The sequence below is a fragment of the Enterobacter sp. genome, assembly GCF_977039595.1.
Genome location: NZ_CDRQYH010000021.1, coordinates 13,607 through 32,248, shown reverse-complemented (window position 1 = coordinate 32,248; position 18,642 = coordinate 13,607). Strand labels below are relative to the sequence as shown.

General features: G+C 55.4%; 16 protein-coding genes. 1 reads left to right on the top strand and 15 read right to left on the bottom strand.

The features are described 5' to 3' along the window. Positions 1 to 678 precede the first annotated feature (678 nt). From sucD to sdhC, 8 genes are all read right to left on the bottom strand, one after another. Positions 679 to 1,548, bottom strand: a complete 870-nt coding sequence (gene sucD / locus ACWYRJ_RS08945; protein WP_008501094.1) for a succinate--CoA ligase subunit alpha — start codon at positions 1,546 to 1,548, stop codon at positions 679 to 681. Then, positions 1,548 to 2,714, bottom strand: coding sequence for an ADP-forming succinate--CoA ligase subunit beta (gene sucC / locus ACWYRJ_RS08940; protein WP_006809579.1), 1,167 nt, complete (start codon positions 2,712 to 2,714; stop codon positions 1,548 to 1,550). The genes sucD and sucC overlap by 1 nt, the downstream gene beginning before the upstream one ends. Before the next feature lie 83 nt (positions 2,715 to 2,797). Next, positions 2,798 to 4,018, bottom strand: coding sequence for a 2-oxoglutarate dehydrogenase complex dihydrolipoyllysine-residue succinyltransferase (odhB, locus tag ACWYRJ_RS08935; protein WP_455507755.1), 1,221 nt, complete (start codon positions 4,016 to 4,018; stop codon positions 2,798 to 2,800). A gap of 14 nt (positions 4,019 to 4,032) precedes the next feature. Beyond that, positions 4,033 to 6,840 carry a 2-oxoglutarate dehydrogenase E1 component gene (gene sucA / locus ACWYRJ_RS08930; RefSeq protein ID WP_115874512.1) on the bottom strand — a complete coding sequence of 936 codons (2,808 nt, stop codon included), beginning with the start codon at positions 6,838 to 6,840 and terminating at the stop codon, positions 4,033 to 4,035. 219 nt (positions 6,841 to 7,059) lie between these two features. Continuing rightward, positions 7,060 to 7,776 carry a succinate dehydrogenase iron-sulfur subunit SdhB gene (gene sdhB, locus ACWYRJ_RS08925; protein ID WP_008501090.1) on the bottom strand — a complete coding sequence of 239 codons (717 nt, stop codon included), beginning with the start codon at positions 7,774 to 7,776 and terminating at the stop codon, positions 7,060 to 7,062. Positions 7,777 to 7,791: 15 nt separating this feature from the next. Then, a complete protein-coding gene (gene sdhA / locus ACWYRJ_RS08920) occupies positions 7,792 to 9,558 on the bottom strand; it encodes a succinate dehydrogenase flavoprotein subunit (RefSeq protein WP_024908800.1) in 1,767 nt (588 codons plus the stop codon). Continuing rightward, a complete protein-coding gene (gene sdhD / locus ACWYRJ_RS08915) occupies positions 9,558 to 9,905 on the bottom strand; it encodes a succinate dehydrogenase membrane anchor subunit (RefSeq protein WP_008501088.1) in 348 nt (115 codons plus the stop codon). Before sdhD ends, sdhA begins: the two co-directional genes overlap by 1 nt. Further along, entirely contained in the window at positions 9,899 to 10,303 is a 405-nt protein-coding gene (gene sdhC, locus ACWYRJ_RS08910; protein ID WP_020684965.1) for a succinate dehydrogenase cytochrome b556 subunit, read from the bottom strand. Before sdhC ends, sdhD begins: the two co-directional genes overlap by 7 nt. 639 nt (positions 10,304 to 10,942) lie before the next feature. On the opposite strand from sdhC, the gene ACWYRJ_RS08905 reads away from it, so the two are divergent. Next, entirely contained in the window at positions 10,943 to 12,226 is a 1,284-nt protein-coding gene (locus ACWYRJ_RS08905; protein WP_045909567.1) for a citrate synthase, read from the top strand. Between the two features lie 99 nt (positions 12,227 to 12,325). Here the strand turns inward: ACWYRJ_RS08905 and nei are convergent, their stop codons facing one another. From nei to ACWYRJ_RS08870, 7 genes are all read right to left on the bottom strand, one after another. Then, positions 12,326 to 13,117, bottom strand: a complete 792-nt coding sequence (nei, locus tag ACWYRJ_RS08900) for an endonuclease VIII (RefSeq protein ID WP_455507754.1) — start codon at positions 13,115 to 13,117, stop codon at positions 12,326 to 12,328. An 18-nt stretch (positions 13,118 to 13,135) separates the two neighbouring features. Beyond that, entirely contained in the window at positions 13,136 to 13,876 is a 741-nt protein-coding gene (gene pxpA, locus ACWYRJ_RS08895) for a 5-oxoprolinase subunit PxpA (protein ID WP_111964370.1), read from the bottom strand. Beyond that, complete coding sequence (gene pxpC / locus ACWYRJ_RS08890) at positions 13,863 to 14,795, bottom strand: 5-oxoprolinase subunit PxpC (protein WP_111964371.1); 933 nt, start codon at positions 14,793 to 14,795, stop codon at positions 13,863 to 13,865. The genes pxpA and pxpC overlap by 14 nt, the downstream gene beginning before the upstream one ends. After that, positions 14,789 to 15,445: a 5-oxoprolinase subunit PxpB gene (gene pxpB, locus ACWYRJ_RS08885; RefSeq protein ID WP_111964372.1), complete on the bottom strand. Its 657-nt coding sequence runs from the start codon at positions 15,443 to 15,445 to the stop codon at positions 14,789 to 14,791. Before pxpB ends, pxpC begins: the two co-directional genes overlap by 7 nt. Positions 15,446 to 15,459: 14 nt before the next feature. After that, on the bottom strand, positions 15,460 to 16,203 hold the full coding sequence (locus ACWYRJ_RS08880) for a type 2 GTP cyclohydrolase I (RefSeq protein WP_045909572.1): 744 nt from the start codon (positions 16,201 to 16,203) through the stop codon (positions 15,460 to 15,462). Positions 16,204 to 16,213: 10 nt separating this feature from the next. Then, positions 16,214 to 17,626 (bottom strand): deoxyribodipyrimidine photo-lyase, encoded by a 1,413-nt coding sequence (gene phrB / locus ACWYRJ_RS08875; RefSeq protein ID WP_455507753.1) that lies wholly within the window; start codon positions 17,624 to 17,626, stop codon positions 16,214 to 16,216. Positions 17,627 to 18,223: 597 nt separating this feature from the next. Beyond that, complete coding sequence (locus ACWYRJ_RS08870) at positions 18,224 to 18,430, bottom strand: YbfA family protein (RefSeq protein ID WP_008501079.1); 207 nt, start codon at positions 18,428 to 18,430, stop codon at positions 18,224 to 18,226. Between the last annotated feature and the right edge of the window lie 212 nt (positions 18,431 to 18,642).

Here is an 18,642-nt window from a genome sequence, read left to right as displayed (position 1 = left end):
GATCCACACGCATGCCCCAATACAAATTATTCGCATCCTTGTCGTCGTTATTACCCTGAGGGAGGATAAAAACGATGACGTGAGGTTACAAATACGTTAATAAAAAACTCAAATTGATCCCGCAAATATAATACGCTGCAAAACCCTTACAATAAACAGGTTTTTATTGAATCACATTTACGTTTTTCGACGGCGATCAATTTATAGCAAAATTACCACTTTTCGGCCATTTTGATCGGGAACAATTTAGCGCTTTTCAGCGCCTTTTTCCAAGGATTAAACATTGATTTAAATCAAAAACAATTCTTAATGTTAATTGTGTTTTGATGTGGTGAACATGGTAAAAACCATGTTAAAGATATGTATATGAAATACAATTAAGGTTATCGAATCGACGGATGAATATAAACAGAAGTGATTTTTATTAACTCAGTTACGCTTAATGACTGATTTATTCAGGACATAAATTTTAGTGCGTTTTTTATTTTTTTCCATCTGCTCTCTTAAAGGCAAATAAATAACAATTATTTTACTTTTACATCCTCTCTAATTAACACCCAATTGTGACTATTGCATGACGCCCGGCAGGCAATAAAAAAGGCCGCTTTACAGCGGCCAACCATGTCGAAACGGACATTTTTATACTGCAACGCCCCCCTTTCGGGGAGCAGAGAGGACTTACTTAATGATGGATTTCAGTGCTTCGCCGATATCCGCCAGGCTGCGAACGGTTTTCACGCCTGCGGCTTCCAGCGCTGCGAATTTCTCATCAGCCGTACCCTTACCACCGGCGATGATCGCGCCTGCGTGACCCATACGCTTGCCTTTCGGCGCAGTCACACCCGCGATGTAGCCCACAACTGGCTTGGTCACGTGTTCTTTGATGTAAGCAGCCGCTTCTTCTTCCGCGCTACCACCGATCTCACCGATCATCACGATCGCTTCGGTCTGTGGATCTTCCTGGAACAGCTTCAGGATGTCGATGAAGTTAGAGCCCGGGATCGGGTCACCGCCGATGCCCACGCAGGTGGACTGGCCGAAACCGTAGTCGGTGGTCTGCTTAACCGCTTCATAGGTCAGGGTACCGGAACGGGACACGATGCCCACTTTACCCGGTTTGTGAATGTGGCCCGGCATGATGCCGATTTTGCATTCGCCCGGGGTGATAACGCCTGGGCAGTTCGGGCCAATCATACGCACGCCAGCTTCATCCAGCTTCACCTTCACGGTCAGCATATCCAGCGTCGGGATGCCTTCGGTGATGGTGATGATCAGTTTGATGCCTGCGTCGATCGCTTCCAGAATAGAGTCTTTGCAGAACGGTGCCGGAACGTAGATCACGGTCGCGGTGGCGCCCGTCGCTTCTACGGCTTCACGCACGGTGTTAAACACAGGCAGGCCCAGGTGGGTGGTGCCGCCTTTACCTGGCGTAACACCGCCAACCATCTGCGTACCGTAGGCAATTGCCTGTTCGGAGTGGAAAGTCCCCTGGCTACCGGTGAAGCCCTGGCAGATAACCTTGGTATCTTTATTAATTAAAACTGACATTATTTCCCCTCCACTGCGGCAACAACCTGCTGAGCTGCATCCGTCAGACTTTTCGCTGCAATAATATTCAGGCCGCTGTCAGCCAGTTTTTTCGCGCCGAGTTCAGCGTTGTTACCTTCCAGACGCACAACCACCGGAACGTTAACACCCACTTCTTCTACCGCACCGATGATACCGTCGGCGATCAGGTCGCAACGTACGATGCCGCCGAAGATGTTAACCAGAACGGCCTTCACGTTGTCGTCAGAGAGAATGATTTTGAACGCTTCGGTTACGCGCTCTTTGGTTGCGCCACCGCCTACGTCGAGGAAGTTTGCTGGCTCACCGCCGTGCAGCTTAACGATGTCCATGGTGCCCATTGCCAGGCCCGCACCGTTAACCATGCAGCCGATGTTGCCGTCCAGCGCCACGTAGTTCAGTTCCCACTGCGCAGCCTGTGCTTCACGCGGGTCTTCCTGAGACTGGTCGCGCATTTCGCGCAGATCCGGCTGGCGGAACAGCGCGTTGCCGTCAGCGCCCAGCTTGCCGTCGAGGCAGATCAGATCGCCCTGGGTGGTGATCACCAGTGGGTTGATCTCGATCAGCGCCAGATCGCGCTCCAGGAAGATAGTTGCCAGACCCATGAAGATCTTGGTGAACTGCTGAACCAGTTTACCTTCCAGGCCCAGCTTGAACGCCAGCTCGCGACCCTGGTAAGGCATTGGGCCTGCCAGCGGATCGATAGCCACTTTGTGGATCAGGTGCGGGGTTTCTTCCGCCACTTTTTCGATTTCCACGCCGCCTTCGGTAGACGCCATGAACACCACGCGACGGGAGCTACGGTCAACAACCGCGCCCAGATAAAGTTCTTTCGCGATATCGGTCGCCGCTTCCACCAGGATCTGGTTAACCGGCTGGCCGTTCGCATCTGTCTGGTACGTTACCAGACGCTTGCCGAGCCAATGTTCAGCAAACGCACGAATCTCTTCTTTGCTCTTAACAACCTTCACACCGCCCGCTTTACCACGGCCACCAGCGTGAACCTGACACTTAACTACCCAAGGGCCGGAACCGATTTTAGATGCGGCTTCTTCTGCTTCACGCGGGGTAGTACAGGCATAACCCACCGGAGCCGGTAAGCCATACCGGGCAAACAGCTGTTTGGCCTGATATTCATGTAAGTTCATGTGTTCTATCCATCCTTCAGGTAATCGTTAGGTCGTGCTTTTATTGGCCCGGCAGCCATACGCCGCCGGGCAAGACTGCAAAACTAGACGTCCAGCAGCAGACGGGTTGGATCTTCCAGCAGCTCTTTAATCGCAACCAGGAAGCCCACGGACTCGCGGCCGTCGATCAGGCGGTGATCGTAAGAGAGCGCCAGGTACATCATTGGCAGGATCTCAACTTTACCGTCTACCGCCATAGGGCGATCTTTGATGGCATGCATACCCAGGATCGCGCTCTGCGGCGGGTTAATGATCGGGGTAGACATCAGCGAGCCGAATACGCCGCCGTTGGTAATGGTGAAGTTACCGCCGGTCAGGTCGTCTACGGTCAGCTTGCCGTCGCGGCCTTTCACGGCCAGCTCTTTAATGTTCTTCTCGATGTCAGCCATACCCAGGGTATCCACATCACGCAGAACCGGCGTTACCAGGCCGCGTGGAGTAGAAACCGCCATGCTGACGTCGAAATAGTTGTGGTAAACCACGTCATCGCCATCGATGGACGCGTTCACTTCCGGATAGCGTTTCAGCGCTTCAACCACCGCCTTCACGTAGAAGGACATAAAGCCCAGACGGATACCGTGACGTTTTTCAAACGCGTCACCGTACTGCTTGCGCAGGTCCATGATTGGCTTCATGTTCACTTCGTTGAAGGTGGTCAGCATCGCGGTAGAGTTTTTCGCTTCCAGCAGACGCTCGGCAACGCGCTTACGCAGGCGGGTCATCGGCACGCGTTTTTCGCTGCGGGCACCCAGCGCAGGCTGAGCTGCTGGCGCCGCCGCAGGAGCTTTCGCTTCGGCCTGAGCAGGCGCTTTCGCCAGATGCTTGTCGATGTCTTCACGGGTCAGACGACCGCCCACACCGGTGCCTTTAATGGCTGCCGGGTCGAGGCTGTGTTCCGCCAGCAGGCGACGGATCGTCGGGCTGAGGGCGTCGTTAGACTGTTCTTCCAGAGACGCCTGCTGGCGCTGAGCCGGCGTAGAGGCTTTCTCTTCAGATTTTGCGCTGGACTCTTTGCCCGCGCTGTTGCCTTCACGCAGGCGACCCAGGATCTGACGAGACGTGACGGTAGTACCTTCATCTTCCAGCACCGCGTCCAGAACGCCATCCGCCGAAGCCGGTACTTCCAGTACCACTTTGTCAGTTTCGATTTCTACCAGCACTTCATCGCGCTTAACGGCATCGCCTGGTTTTTTGTGCCAGGTAGCGACGGTCGCATCTGCTACGGATTCAGGCAGGTCGGGAACAAGAATATCTACGCTACTCATTATGTATCCTTTAATTAATCGACGTTCAGCGCGTCATTGACCAGATCTTGTTGCTGCTTCTGGTGAACGGACATATACCCTACCGCCGGAGAGGCGGAGGCCGGGCGACCTGCATAGCGCAGGGCTGACCCAAATGGAATCACTTCACGGAAATGATGCTGGCTGCAGTACCATGCGCCCTGGTTAAGCGGCTCTTCCTGGCACCAGACAAAATCATGAACGTGAGCGTACGGTTTCAGCGCTTCCTGCACCGCCTGGTGCGGGAACGGATAAAGCTGTTCGATACGCACGATGGCGACATCTTTCTGATCGTTCTTACGGCGCTGTTCCAGCAGGTCGTAATAAACCTTACCAGAACACATCACCACACGCTTCACGGCCTGCGGATCCAGCTCGTCAATTTCACCGATGGCCGGCAGGAAGGTGCCATTTGCCAGCTCATCCAGGCTCGACACCGCCAGCGGGTGACGCAGCAGGGACTTCGGCGACATCACCACCAGCGGACGACGCATACCGCGCAGCGCCTGACGACGCAGCATGTGGTACACCTGAGCCGGAGTAGACGGTACACAGACCTGCATGTTCTGCTCGGCGCAGAGCTGCAGATAACGTTCCAGACGCGCGGAAGAGTGCTCCGGACCCTGACCTTCATAACCGTGCGGCAGCAGCATTACCAGGCCACACATACGGCCCCACTTCTGCTCGCCGGAGGAGATGAACTGGTCGATAACCACCTGCGCACCGTTAGCGAAGTCACCAAACTGCGCTTCCCAGATGGTCAGGGTTCGTGGTTCAGCGGTGGCATAACCGTATTCGAAGGCCAGAACCGCTTCTTCAGACAGCACGGAGTCCCAGACCTTGAACTGGCCCTGACCGTTGTGCACGTGCTGCAGCGGGGTGTAGGTTGAACCGTTGGACTGGTTGTGAACAACCGCGTGACGGTGGAAGAAGGTTCCACGGCCCGCATCTTCACCGGACAGACGAACAGGAATGCCTTCGTCAACCAGCGTTGCGTAGGCCAGCGTTTCCGCACCGCCCCAGTCGAAGAGCTTCTCGCCTGCCGCCATGGACTGACGGTCAGCATAAATTTTCGCCACGCGCGACTGCATCTCGATAGCGTCCGGCACGGTGCTGATGCGTTTAGCCAGCTCCTGCAGGCGCTTCATCTCAACCTTATTCGGGTAGCTCTCATCCCACTCGTGGTTGAGGTACGGCGACCAGGTAAAGGAGTGCATGTTCATCGGACGCAGTTCTTTCACTACGCATTCGCCCGCATCCAGCGCGTCGCGGTAGAGGTTGACCATTTCGGTCGCATCTTCCAGCGTCGCCACTTTGTCGCCTTCCAGCTTGTCAGCATAGATTTTGCGCGGAGTCGGGTGTTTTTTGATTTTCTGATACATCAGCGGCTGGGTTGCACTTGGCTCATCCGCTTCGTTGTGGCCGTGACGGCGGTAGCAGAAGAGGTCAATGAACACATCGCGTTTGAAGGTATTACGGAAGTCCAGCGCCAGACGGGTAACGAAAGCAACGGCTTCCGGGTCATCCGCGTTAACGTGGAAGATCGGCGCCTGCACCATCTTACCGATGTCGGTGCAGTACGGGGTAGAACGCGCGTCCAGCGGGTTAGAGGTGGTGAAGCCCACCTGGTTGTTGATCACGATGCGAACGGTACCGCCCACTTCATAACCACGCGCTTTCGACATGTTCAGGGTTTCCTGCACCACGCCCTGCCCTGTTACCGCCGCATCACCGTGGATGGTAATTGGCAGAACTTTATTGCTGCTTGGCTCGTCCAGACGATCCAGACGCGCGCGCACGGAACCGATAACCACCGGGCTGACGATTTCCAGGTGTGACGGGTTAAACGCCAGCGCCAGGTGAACCAGACCGCCTTCGGTTTCGATATCAGACGAGAAGCCCATGTGGTACTTCACGTCGCCGGTGCCGAGGTGTTCTTTATGTTTGCCCGCGAATTCGTCGAACAGGTCCTGCGGTTTTTTACCCAGCACGTTGACCAGCACGTTCAGACGACCACGGTGTGCCATGCCCAGCACCACTTCACGGGTGCCGCTCTTGCCTGCGTGACGAATCAGCTCTTTCAGCATCGGCACCAGGGCGTCACCGCCTTCCAGCGAGAAGCGTTTTGCGCCCGGGAACTTCGCGCCCAGATAGCGCTCAAGGCCTTCCGCTGCGGTCAGTTCGCTGAGGAAGCGTTTTTTCTCGTCAGCCGAGAAGGTCGCGTGGCCCGCTACGGATTCGATGCGCTGCTGGATCCAGCGCTTCTCTTCGGTAGAGGTAATGTGCATGTATTCCGCGCCGATGGAGCCGCAGTAGGTTTGCTTGAGCGCGTCAATCAGATCGCCCAGCTTCATCGTGTCTTTGCCGATGGCAAAGGAACCTACGTTAAAGCTTTCCTGGAAATCGGCCTCGGTCAGATCGTGATACGCCGGATCGAGATCGGCCACACGGTCTTGTTTCCACAGTCCCAGCGGATCGAGATTCGCATGCTGGTGACCACGGAAGCGATAAGCGTTGATAAGCTGCAGGACTTTAACCTGCTTCGCATTGGTGTCAGGGTCGGAAATCGCAGAAGAGTAACGTGAGGCATCCTTCGCCAGACGACGGAAATAATCACGTGTTTTGGAATGGAATTGATCCGGTTTGACCCCTGTACCAGGCAACTGCTGGAACATGGAACGCCAGTTTGCGTCCACTGAGTCAGGATCGGTTAAGAAGTCTTCATAGAGCTGTTCTATCCAGCTCTGGTTGGCACCAGAGAGGTAAGAAGAGTCCAGCCAGGCTTTCATTGCGCCGTTCTGCATCGTGATCCCTTAAGCATTTTTATGCTTACTTTCGCCGTAGAAACTACCACGCACACCACGTGTACGTGCCGGGGTTCACCTGCGAGCTCTTTGTGGCCCGCGAAGGAACCTTTAGAAACTGTCTAGACTTCAGGGCAGTTTTTAAAGGTTTCTGCAATCTGTGCCCTCTCCCTGTGGGAGAGGGGTAAGGCGAGGGGAACAGCGCTCCCCTCTCACTACTTACGCACTGCGCTGCAGCAGCATCGACTTAATATGGCCGATGGCGCGCGTCGGGTTCAGACCCTTCGGACACACACTGACGCAGTTCATGATGCTATGGCAGCGGAATACGCTGAAAGCGTCACTCAGTCCTTCCAGACGGCTGTCGGTTTCGGTGTCGCGGCTGTCGATCAGGAAGCGATAGGCAGCCAGCAGACCGGCCGGACCGATAAACTTGTCCGGGTTCCACCAGAACGACGGGCAGGACGTTGAACAACATGCGCAGAGAATACACTCGTACAGACCATCGAGTTTTTCACGCTGCTCAGGAGACTGTAAGTGCTCACGAGCCGGTGGATTTTGCCCATTATTCAATAAGTAAGGCTTAATCTTCTCATATTGTGCATAGAATTGCCCCATGTCTACCACCAAATCACGCACGACCGGCAGGCCTGGCAGAGGACGGATAACAATTTTCTGACCAGGACGCTGCAACGCTGATATTGGCGTGATGCAGGCCAGGCCATTTTTGCCGTTCATGTTCACACCGTCAGAACCGCAGACCCCTTCACGGCAGGAGCGGCGGAACGACAGCGTTGGATCTTTTTCTTTCAGCTGGATTAAGGCATCCAGCAGCATCATGTCGCGACCTTCTTCCGCTTCCAGGGTGTAGTCCTGCATGCGCGGAGCGTCATCAACATCCGGGTTATAACGATAAACTGAGAATTCGAGTTTCATTATCCTGTCTCCGCATTAGTAAGTACGAATCTTCGGCGGGAACGCCGGACGCAGTTTCGGTTCCATGTTGACGCTACGACGCGTCATGGTTTCCGACTCTGGCAGATACAGGGAATGACACAGCCAGTTTTCGTCATCACGCTCCGGGAAGTCGAAGCGGCTATGGGCGCCACGGCTTTCGGTACGGAAGTTTGCCGACATCGCGGTCGCGAACGCGGTTTCCATCAGGTTATCCAGCTCCAGGCACTCAACGCGCTGGGTGTTGAACTCGCTGGAGGTGTCGTCCAGACGGGCATTTTTCAGACGCTCGCGGATCGCTTTCAGCTGCTCAAGACCTTTGGCCATCGCGTCGCCTTCACGGAATACCGAGAAGTTGTGCTGCATACATTCCTGCAGCGCTTTACGGATTTCCACCGGATCTTCGCCGTTACGGTTGCCGTTCCAGCGGTTGAGGCGCTCCAGAGAAGCATCAATTTCGTCGTCGGTTGCGTCACGCAGCGCACCCTGCTCGGCAATGGATTCCTGCAGATGCAGACCCACTGCGCGACCAAACACCACCAGGTCCAGCAGGGAGTTGCCGCCCAGACGGTTTGCACCGTGTACGGATACGCAGGCGATTTCGCCCACCGCGAACAGGCCAGGAATGACCACGTCTTCGCCCTGCTCGTTCACGGTCAGCGCCTGACCGGTTACTTTGGTCGGAATACCGCCCATCATGTAGTGGCAGGTTGGGATAACCGGAATCGGCTCTTTCACCGGGTCGACGTGTGCGAAGGTGCGGGACAGTTCCAGGATACCCGGCAGACGGGACTCCAGAACTTCTTTACCCAGATGGTCGAGTTTCAGCTTCGCGTGCGGACCCCATGGGCCGTCGCAGCCGCGGCCTTCACGGATTTCGATCATGATGGAACGCGCCACCACGTCACGACCCGCCAGGTCTTTCGCATTCGGGGCATAACGCTCCATGAAGCGCTCACCGTGTTTGTTCAGCAGGTAGCCACCTTCACCGCGGCAGCCTTCTGTTACCAGAACGCCTGCACCGGCGATACCGGTTGGGTGGAACTGCCACATCTCCATATCCTGCACCGGCACGCCCGCGCGGATAGCCATACCGACACCGTCACCGGTGTTGATGTGGGCGTTGGTGGTGGACTGATAGATACGGCCTGCACCGCCGGTCGCCAGCACTGTAGCGCGCGCTTTGAAGTAAACCACTTCACCGGTTTCGATGCACAGCGCGGTACAGCCAACAATTGCGCCATCGGCGTTTTTCACCAGATCCAGCGCATACCATTCGGAGAAGATGGTGGTGTGGTTTTTCAGGTTCTGCTGATAAAGGGTGTGCAGCAGCGCGTGACCGGTACGGTCAGCCGCCGCCGCGGTGCGTGCCGCCTGCTCGCCGCCGAAGTTTTTCGACTGGCCGCCAAACGGACGCTGATAGATAGTGCCATTTTCCAGACGGGAGAACGGCAGACCCATGTGGTCCAGCTCCAGAATCGCTTCCGGGCCGGTTTTACACATATATTCGATGGCATCCTGGTCGCCGATGTAATCGGAACCTTTTACCGTGTCATACATGTGCCATTCCCAGTTATCTTCATGGGAGTTACCCAGCGCAACGGTAATACCGCCCTGCGCGGACACAGTATGGGAACGGGTCGGGAAGACTTTAGAGAGCAGCGCACAGGTTTGGCCGCTCTGGGAAATTTGCAGTGCGGCACGCATACCTGCGCCACCGGCACCAATTACAACAGCATCAAATTCTCTGACTGGCAGTTTCATTACACACCCCACACCACAACGAATCCATAAATAACGTAAACCACCAGTGCAACCACAATGGCCAGCTGCAGTGGGAGGCGAATCGCCAGCGGTTTAACGTAATCGGTCAACACCTGCCACATGCCAATCCATGCATGAATAAGGATAGAGAACAGGGCCAGCAGGGTGAACACTTTGGTGAAGGCGGATCCGAAGAACCCACTCCAGATTTCCCACGTCAGCGTGCCGCTGGTCGCGAAGAAACCGATCATATAGATGATGTAAAGAGTGAGAACGATGGCGGTAGCACGGACCAGAATGAAGTCATGTACGCCGTTGCGTCCTAATGCGGAGGCGTTGCTTACCATACGAGAACTCCTGCGAGAAGTGAAAGCACGACAGTAATCACAAATGAAATGTTAGCGGAGCGTTTCCCGGCTTCGAAAGTCTCTTCCAGGTAGCCAAAGTCCATCAGCATATGGCGAACACCCACGACGACGTGGTACGCCAGCGCGGTCAGAATGCCCCACATGATGAATTTCACGAAGAAGCTGTTCATGATGGCAGAGGCCTGGAGGAATCCTTCAGGGGAAGAGAGGCTGGTGCCCAGTAACCACAGCAGAATACCGACCGCCACAAACGTAATCACACCAGAAACACGGTGCAGAATGGACGCTATTGCTGTTACGGGGAACCGGATCGTTTTGAGATCCAGATTGACAGGTCTTTGTTTTTTCACATTTCTTATCATGAATAACGCCCACATGCTGTTCTTATTGTTTCCTTCCTCCGGACTGCGATGCGGGTCAAGCAGCGTTCCTTTTCTATAACTGCGCGTCATGCAAAACACTGCTTCCAGATGCTTAAACGACACGTTACAACGCTGGGTGGCTCGGGATTGCAGGGTGTTCCGGAGACCTGGCGGCAGTATAGGCCGTTCACAAAATCATTACAATTAACCTACATACAGTTTGTCGGGTTTTCTCTGGAACAGTGATCAGGGTCACGATAACAACATCTTTTTAATTTTTAATCATCTGATTTGACAAATGTTAAACAATATTGTTACAAACGTCATCAGAAAAGGCATATAATGCGCAAAAGTTATGAGGTCTCTCTTTCACCTGACAAATAGTTATGTAACAGTGTGATGGTATTGACCGAAGTTATCAGGACAGTTATTAGTGATATACAGGTTTGAATAATTCGGACTGCAAAAACGCTGATTTGCTGTTGTTTCACTGATATTTCATTCGTTTACCTGCAAGGCGCCATAGCTCTGTACCCTGGTTTGTCCTCGTGAGCTGAGCGGTAAGCCAAATAACAATCTGGTAACGGTGATTAACAGCTGAAAGCAAATCCGGTAAAGCGCAGTCTTAAGCATAAGGCGCTAAGGAGACCGTAAATGGCTGATACAAAGGCAACGCTCACCCTAAATGGTGACACTGCTATTGAACTGGATGTGCTAAAAGGCACGCTCGGTCAGGATGTTATTGATATCCGTACGCTGGGTTCCAAAGGGATGTTCACCTTTGACCCTGGATTTACCTCTACCGCATCTTGCGAATCCAAAATCACCTTCATTGACGGTGACGAAGGTATCCTGCTCCATCGCGGCTTCCCTATCGATCAGTTAGCCACCGAATCCAACTACCTGGAAGTGTGCTACATCCTGCTGAACGGCGAAAAACCGACGCAGGCCCAGTTCGATGAATTTAAAACCACCGTGACCCGTCACACCATGATCCATGAGCAGATTACCCGTCTGTTCCATGCGTTCCGTCGTGACTCTCACCCAATGGCGGTGATGTGCGGTATTACCGGTGCGCTTGCAGCGTTCTACCACGACTCCCTTGACGTGAATAACCCGCGTCACCGTGAAATCGCCGCTTACCGTCTGCTGTCCAAAATGCCTACCATGGCGGCGATGTGCTACAAATACTCCATCGGCCAGCCGTTTGTGTATCCGCGCAACGACCTCTCCTACGCGGGTAACTTCCTGCGCATGATGTTCTCCACGCCGTGCGAAGAGTACGAAGTGAACCCGGTTCTGGAACGCGCGATGGACCGTATTCTGATCCTGCACGCTGACCACGAACAGAACGCCTCTACCTCAACCGTCCGTACCGCAGGCTCTTCCGGCGCGAACCCGTTCGCCTGTATCGCTGCGGGCATCGCCTCCCTGTGGGGACCGGCGCACGGCGGCGCGAACGAAGCGGCATTGAAGATGCTGGAAGAGATCAGCACCGTTGAGCACATTCCTGAGTTCGTGCGTCGCGCGAAAGACAAGAATGACTCCTTCCGCCTGATGGGCTTCGGTCACCGTGTTTACAAAAACTACGACCCGCGCGCCACCGTGATGCGTGAGACCTGCCACGAAGTGCTGAAAGAGCTGGGTACCAAAGATGATCTGCTGGAAGTGGCGATGGAGCTGGAACACATCGCGCTGAACGACCCGTACTTCATCGAGAAGAAACTCTACCCGAACGTCGATTTCTACTCTGGCATTATTCTGAAAGCGATGGGCATTCCGTCTTCCATGTTCACCGTGATCTTCGCTATGGCGCGTACCGTAGGCTGGATTGCGCACTGGAACGAAATGCACAGCGAAGGCATGAAGATCGCGCGTCCTCGTCAGCTGTATACCGGCTACGAGCAGCGTGATTTTAAGTCTGACCTGAAGCGCTAAAAGACGTTGGGTGCGGCCTGATGCCCTCACCCCGGCCCTCTCCCACAGGGAGAGGGTGAAAACATTAAAAACGGTAACCCAAGGGTTACCGTTTTACTTTTATTTTTGGCAGTGCGGGCACCAGTAAAAGGGTCTTGAAGAGAGCATAATCCTGTCGATAATCCCTCCGCACCGCTCGCACTTTTTCCCCGCCCGATGAAACACCTTAAAGCGGAACAGCGCCCCGTGATGCTTGTTTTCATCCACTAAGCCACGCGTGTTGTACGACAGCCGCGGGATGTCCAGCAGCGCGTGGGACAGCGCCTCTAGCTGTTCATCGCTCAGCTGAGAGGCTTTATGCTGCGGCGCCAGCCCGACGTCCCAGAGGATTTCCACCCGCAGGTAGTTGCCAAGCCCGGCCAGAAAGGCCTGGTCAAGAAACAGGCCGGAAAACTGCCGGTTGCGGAATGCAGGCGATAACAGCCGGGCCTTCACATCGCTCGCCGTCAGGCGCATATCCAGCACGTCCGGCCCAACCCGCTGTAAGAACGGGTGCGTGAGCACCTGCTCAGGCGTTAACATTTCGATATCAGAGGCGCTATAGAGCAGGATCGCCTTATCCGCCGTTTGCAGCCTGACGCGCAGCACGCGTGTCGTTTGCGGCTGTTCACCTGCCTCCACCACGTGCCAGACGCCGTAAAGCTGGTTATGGCTGTATAACGTCAGGTTATGGGAAAAATGCGTGAGAAGCGCTTTGCCGCGCGTTTCAATATGCGTTACCGACTGCCCCACCAGCTGTGATTCAAACGGTTTCAGTTGAGGAAAAGCAAACCAGACCTCCGTCAGCGGTTTGCCCTTTATCGCCGCCTCGAGGCTATCCGCCGCGCGGCGGATCTCCGGGCCTTCTGGCATTTTTCTGTCCTTTCATGATTAATCTGCGCTGACAAGAATACCCTCTTCAGAGAACGCAGCCCGCAGGCGGCGCGCGAACTGGAGCGCATGCTCGCCGTCGCCGTGTAAACATACGGTATCAGCCTGAACGTTTGCCGACGTGCCGTCCACGGCGGTCACCCGCCCGGCGCGCACCATATCCAGCGTCTGGGCCAGCGCTTTAGCTTCGTCGGTAATCAGCGCACCGGCCTGCGTACGCGGTACAAGGCTGCCATCAGGCATGTATCCCCGATCGGCAAACACTTCCTGCCGCGTGGTCAGCCCCAGCCGTTCTCCGGCACGAATAAGCTCGCTGCCCGCCAGGCCGATCAGAATCAGCTGCGGATTAGAGTCCCGCACCGCACGGGCTATAGCGTCCGCCAGCGCCGGATCTTTTGCCGCCTGGTTATAGAGCATGCCGTGCGGCTTCACGTGGCGCAGCACACCGTTCTCAGCGCGCACCATCGCCTCCAGCGCGCCGATCTGGTAGAGCACCTGTGCGTAGACCGTTTCAGGCGGCAGGTCCATCGCGGTGCGGCCAAAGTTTTCCCGGTCAGGGAAGCTCGGATGTGCGCCTATCGCGACGCCGTTTTTGATGGCGTTACGCACGCTCTCCAGCATGGTTTGCGCATCGCCCGCGTGAAAGCCGCAGGCGATATTGACCGAGGAGACCAGCGTCATCAGCGCCGCATCGGCGCTGCCGCCCTCGCCCAGATCGGCATTCAAATCAATCTTTACCATCGAGCCTCCACGCCAGCTGTTCGAGATAGCGCTGCTGATCCTGCCGCGCCTTTAGCGCCTCCTCCAGCGAACATTGAACGAAGTGAATCGGCTGTCCGAGGGGAATTTGCGCCAGATGGTAGCGATCGGCTTCAATGATGCAGGCAATTCGCGGATAGCCCCCCGTCGTCTGCGCGTCGTTCATTAACACGATCGGTTGCCCGTTGCCCGGAACCTGAATAACCCCTGGCAGTAAACCGTGGGAGAGCAGTTCTCTGTCGGTCGTCCGGATCAGCGGCTGCCCCTGCAGACGATAACCCATACGGTTACTCTGCGGACTGAGCTTCCACGGCGAGCGCCAAAAGGACTCTTTTGAGGCCTCGTCGAACTCATGATATTCCGGCCCCGGTAAGGCGCGGATCTGGTTTCCCCAGAGGAGTTGTTTTACCCCCTGAGCCGTCGAGAAGTGACGCGAAGAGGGCTTAATCGCCAGGCGATCGCCGTCGCGCAACAAACGTCCTTCGTGACCGCCAATCCCGGCTTTCTGATCGGTACTGGATGAGCCCAGCACGTCAGGCACATCAATGCCGCCAGCCACCGCAAGATAGCTACGCACGCCGTGTAAAGGGCGCTTTAAGGTCAGACGCTGTCCGGCTTTAGCCCGCAGACGCCAGCCGGTCCACACCGCTTTGCCGTCCAGCGTGGCATCACAGCCTGCGCCGGTGAGCGCGAACCAGGTCTCCTGACCAAACTCAATGACACACTGGCCGAGCGTAATTTCGAGCGCCGCCGTGCTGCCGGGGTTGCCCACCAGCACGTTAGCGATCTCCAGCGCTGGACGGTCCAGAGCGCCACAATAGCTCACGCCGGACTGGCGCATACCAAAGCGGCCGGCATCCTGTACGGAGGTATAAAGCCCGGCGCGAATAAGCGTTAACATACCCCCTCCTTCTGCGGGATAAAGCGAAGGGTATCGCCAGGACGCAGGAGTATTGGCGTCTCCAGCCCAGGGTCAAATAAAGGCATAGCGGTATGTCCGATAAGCTGCCATCCACCGGGCGATGTTAGCGGATAGACGCCGGTCTGCTCGCCGCCGATAGCCACCGTCCCCGCCGGTACGCTCAGGCGCGGCTCAGCGCGGCGCGGCGTATGCAAACGGGGAGATAATCCCCCCAGATACGGGAATCCGGGCTGGAATCCCAGGAACCAGACGACGTAGTCAACCGAACTGTGCAACTCAACAACCTGCTTTTCTGTGAGTCCGCAGTGGTCTGCGACCACACCAAGATCCGGTCCCCCCGTACCGCCATAAACGACCGGGATCTCAATGGCACGCGATTCCGGCTCCAGCGCCTCGCTCTCTTCCCACCAGCGCTGCAAACGTTCGATGGCATCCAGCGCCAGCGTATGCGGACTACGCAGCACCACCGTGATGTTATTCATCCCCGGAATGGCTTCAACCACATCCGGCAGATCGACCAGACGCTGGGTTAGCCGCCAGATACGCTTTTGCGTGGCAAGGGTCACCGGCGGCTCGAGCTCCAGAACCACTGCCGTTTCTCCCAGAAGATAACAACGCGCTCGCTGCACTCAGGCACCTCTCATCAGGCCGGGTTAGGAATATCAATAAAGGTCACATCCAGATCGGTATTTTCCGTCAGCCACTCGCTGAGGGCGCGAATGCCGCCGCGCTCGGTGGCATGATGGCCTGCCGCGTAAAAATGCAGCCCCTGTTCACGCGCCGAATGAATGGTCTGCTCGGAAACCTCGCCGGTGATAAAGGCATCGACACCGAAGCGCGCGGCGCTGTCGATAAAGCCCTGCCCGCCTCCGGTGCACCAGGCAACACGCTTCACCGTATCCGGACCGGTATCGCCGCTCCACAGCGGACGACGCCCCAGGCGCGCTTCAATCCAGGAAGCCAGTTCCAGCCCCGGAACCGGCATCGCCAGCTCGCCCCACGGCACCAGCGGCTCGATTTCGCCCATTACGGTAATCCCCAACAGTCGGGCAAGCTGAACGTTGTTGCCCAGTTCCGGGTGCGCGTCCAGCGGCAGGTGGTAACCGTACAGGTTGATGTCATTTGCCAGCAACGTTTTCAGGCGGTTGCGCTTCATGCCGCGAATAATCGGTGATTCGTTTTTCCAGAAGTAACCGTGATGGACAATCACCGCATCGGCCTCCTGACGGACAGCCTCATCCAGCAGCGCCTGGCTTGCCGTGACGCCGGTGATAATTTTCTGCACCGTTTCGCGCCCTTCTACCTGCAGGCCATTAGGACCGTAGTCGCTAAAGGAGGCGGTATTGAGTTTTTCGTTAATCAGGCGTTCCAGTTCGCTGTTTTTCATCTTTATGCTCTCAAACTTTTCTGGCGGCTTCGTACGCCGCCAGCGTGGCGGCACGCGCCTGTTTATGGTCAACAATCGGGCGGGGATAATCGAGCTTTACGCCCTGTTTATCCGCCCATGCCCACGGGTCGTGGATCGCTTTTGCAGGAACGTTCCTGAGCGCGGGCAACCAGCGGCGGATAAAGTCGCCGTTGGCATCAAATTTTTGTCCCTGAGTGGTCGGATTAAAAATCCTGAAATAGGGAGCCGCATCGGTGCCGGTAGAGGCCGCCCACTGCCAGCCGCCGTTATTCGCAGCGAGATCGCCGTCGATCAGCTGAGAGATAAAATAGCGCTCTCCGATACGCCAGTCGATAAGCAGATCCTTCACCAGAAAGCTGGCGGTAATCATTCGCAGGCGGTTGTGCATCCACCCCGTCTCATTCAGTTGGCGCATGGCGGCATCAACAATCGGATAGCCCGTCTCCCCTTTTTGCCAGGCCTGTAAAAGTGCCTCATCGTGCTGCCATTTTACGTTGTCGGTCCAGGGAATGAACGGACGATGCTTACAGAGAGCGGGATGATACGTCATCAGATGCCGATAAAATTCACGCCAGATGAGTTCGTTCAGCCACACCGAACCCGCCCCACCGTCCATCGCCTGCGGCTGCTCGGCCAGAAGACGGTGTAGACACTGACGAGGAGAGAGCACGCCCAGCGCCAGGCTTGCCGATAAGCGGCTTGTCCCTTCAATCGCCGGGAAATCCCTGCGCGCCTCGTACTCTCCCGCGCCCTGTTTGCAAAACTGGCGCAGCTTCGCAATTGCTGCCTTCTCGTTTGCGGGGAACAGAAGCTCATCGAATGTCTGTTGGGGATAGTTAAACGTTAATTCAGGCAGCGTGGTTATGGCTTCCTCTCTGGCTGCGGGTGCGGGTACGCACTCCGGCAGCGCCTCTTTCAGACGTTTAACAAAAGCATTTTTAAACGGCGTGAACACTTTATACATTTCATGGCCGCCGGTCATGACGCTACCCGGTGCCAGCATTACGCTGTCATCAAATCCTTCACAAACCACCTCGCCCAGAATGTTCTCCAGTTGGCGATCCCGCAGCCGTTCGTTCAGCTCGTACTGGTAGTTATAAAAAAGATGCGTGACGCCGTTCTGCTGACATACCTCCCGCAACATCTTAAGCTGCGCGGCAAAGTCACTGACCTCTTTGTAGATCAGGGGGATACCTTTTTCAGCAAGTGAGTGTTGCAGATCGTTCAGATGCGATTTGAGGTAAGCGGCCTGACGCGGGGCCATATCATGCTGCTGCCACTGTTCAGGCGTAGCGATAAATAGCGCCAGCACGCTGGCGTCATCGGAACGGCAGGCTGCCGCGAGTGCGAAGTTGTCATGTACGCGCAGGTCCGCGCGAAACCAAACCAGATGGGTGGGCATAAAACTCCAGGCAAATATCCATTATGTCCGTAAGGGCACGCCACCAAAGGAAAAAGCGGCGCGCTTTTACTGTACTTTGCCATGAAGTGTAGACCGGATGAAATAAAAAAGGCCGCCCAAGGCGGCCTTAACGCTACTTGTCCTGCGCTATCGTGGTAAATGCAACAAACCCGATCGGTTCATCACTTTTAACAACGAGTACGCTGGCGACAATGAACGCGATGCAAAAATAGCGTTTCATTATGCGGTCCCTGCTGCTAACCGCTCCACCGTTCACCACCGGTGATAAGTCGGTGGACACAAGCTCTGACGAGAGCCTGACTTACGGTTGTGGTCACACCTTTCCCGGGACCGGTGCCCATGTGCGAGATGGCGGAAAGGGACGCTGCATAGTAGTTGGCCCTGGCGTAAAACGTAATCCACTGAAAAGGTTTTTAAGAATATATTTAGGGAGTTGCAGTTTGATTACTCAAGGACCCGAGATATTCTTTTAAGTCTCTGACGAGGGCTTGAAAACCACCCAACGGACCGCGAATCCGGAGGGACAAAAAAACCGCCACATTGCTGTTGGCGGTTTTTTTATTGCTGTGTGTAGTCTTAGTAAAAGTCGCAGGTCGCTTTCTCGGCCTGATCCATCCACACCGGCTTCTCGCTGGTTTTCGCCCAGACGCGGTGCAGATAGCTATAAAAACGTGCACGATCTTTCCAGAACAGCATCACCGGCAGAGCCAGCACGCCAGCCACTACGGCGAAAGCGCGGCGCATGAACACGATATGAGCCGGAAACTCTTTATAAAGGTCCATATTTTTCTCCCCTATAGTTGGCCGGAAACGTCATCCGGAAAATTCAAAATCTGTGACCTGGCTAAAATAATATCGCTTTGTTTGTAATTTTACTACTCATCCGACCACTTATTTTTGTCCGTTTAGCCAAAATTTACATTCACGCCGTAATTAAGTTACAAAAAAGTTAACGATTTACTTATCAATAGTTAAATTGTGGGCTTTGCCATTTT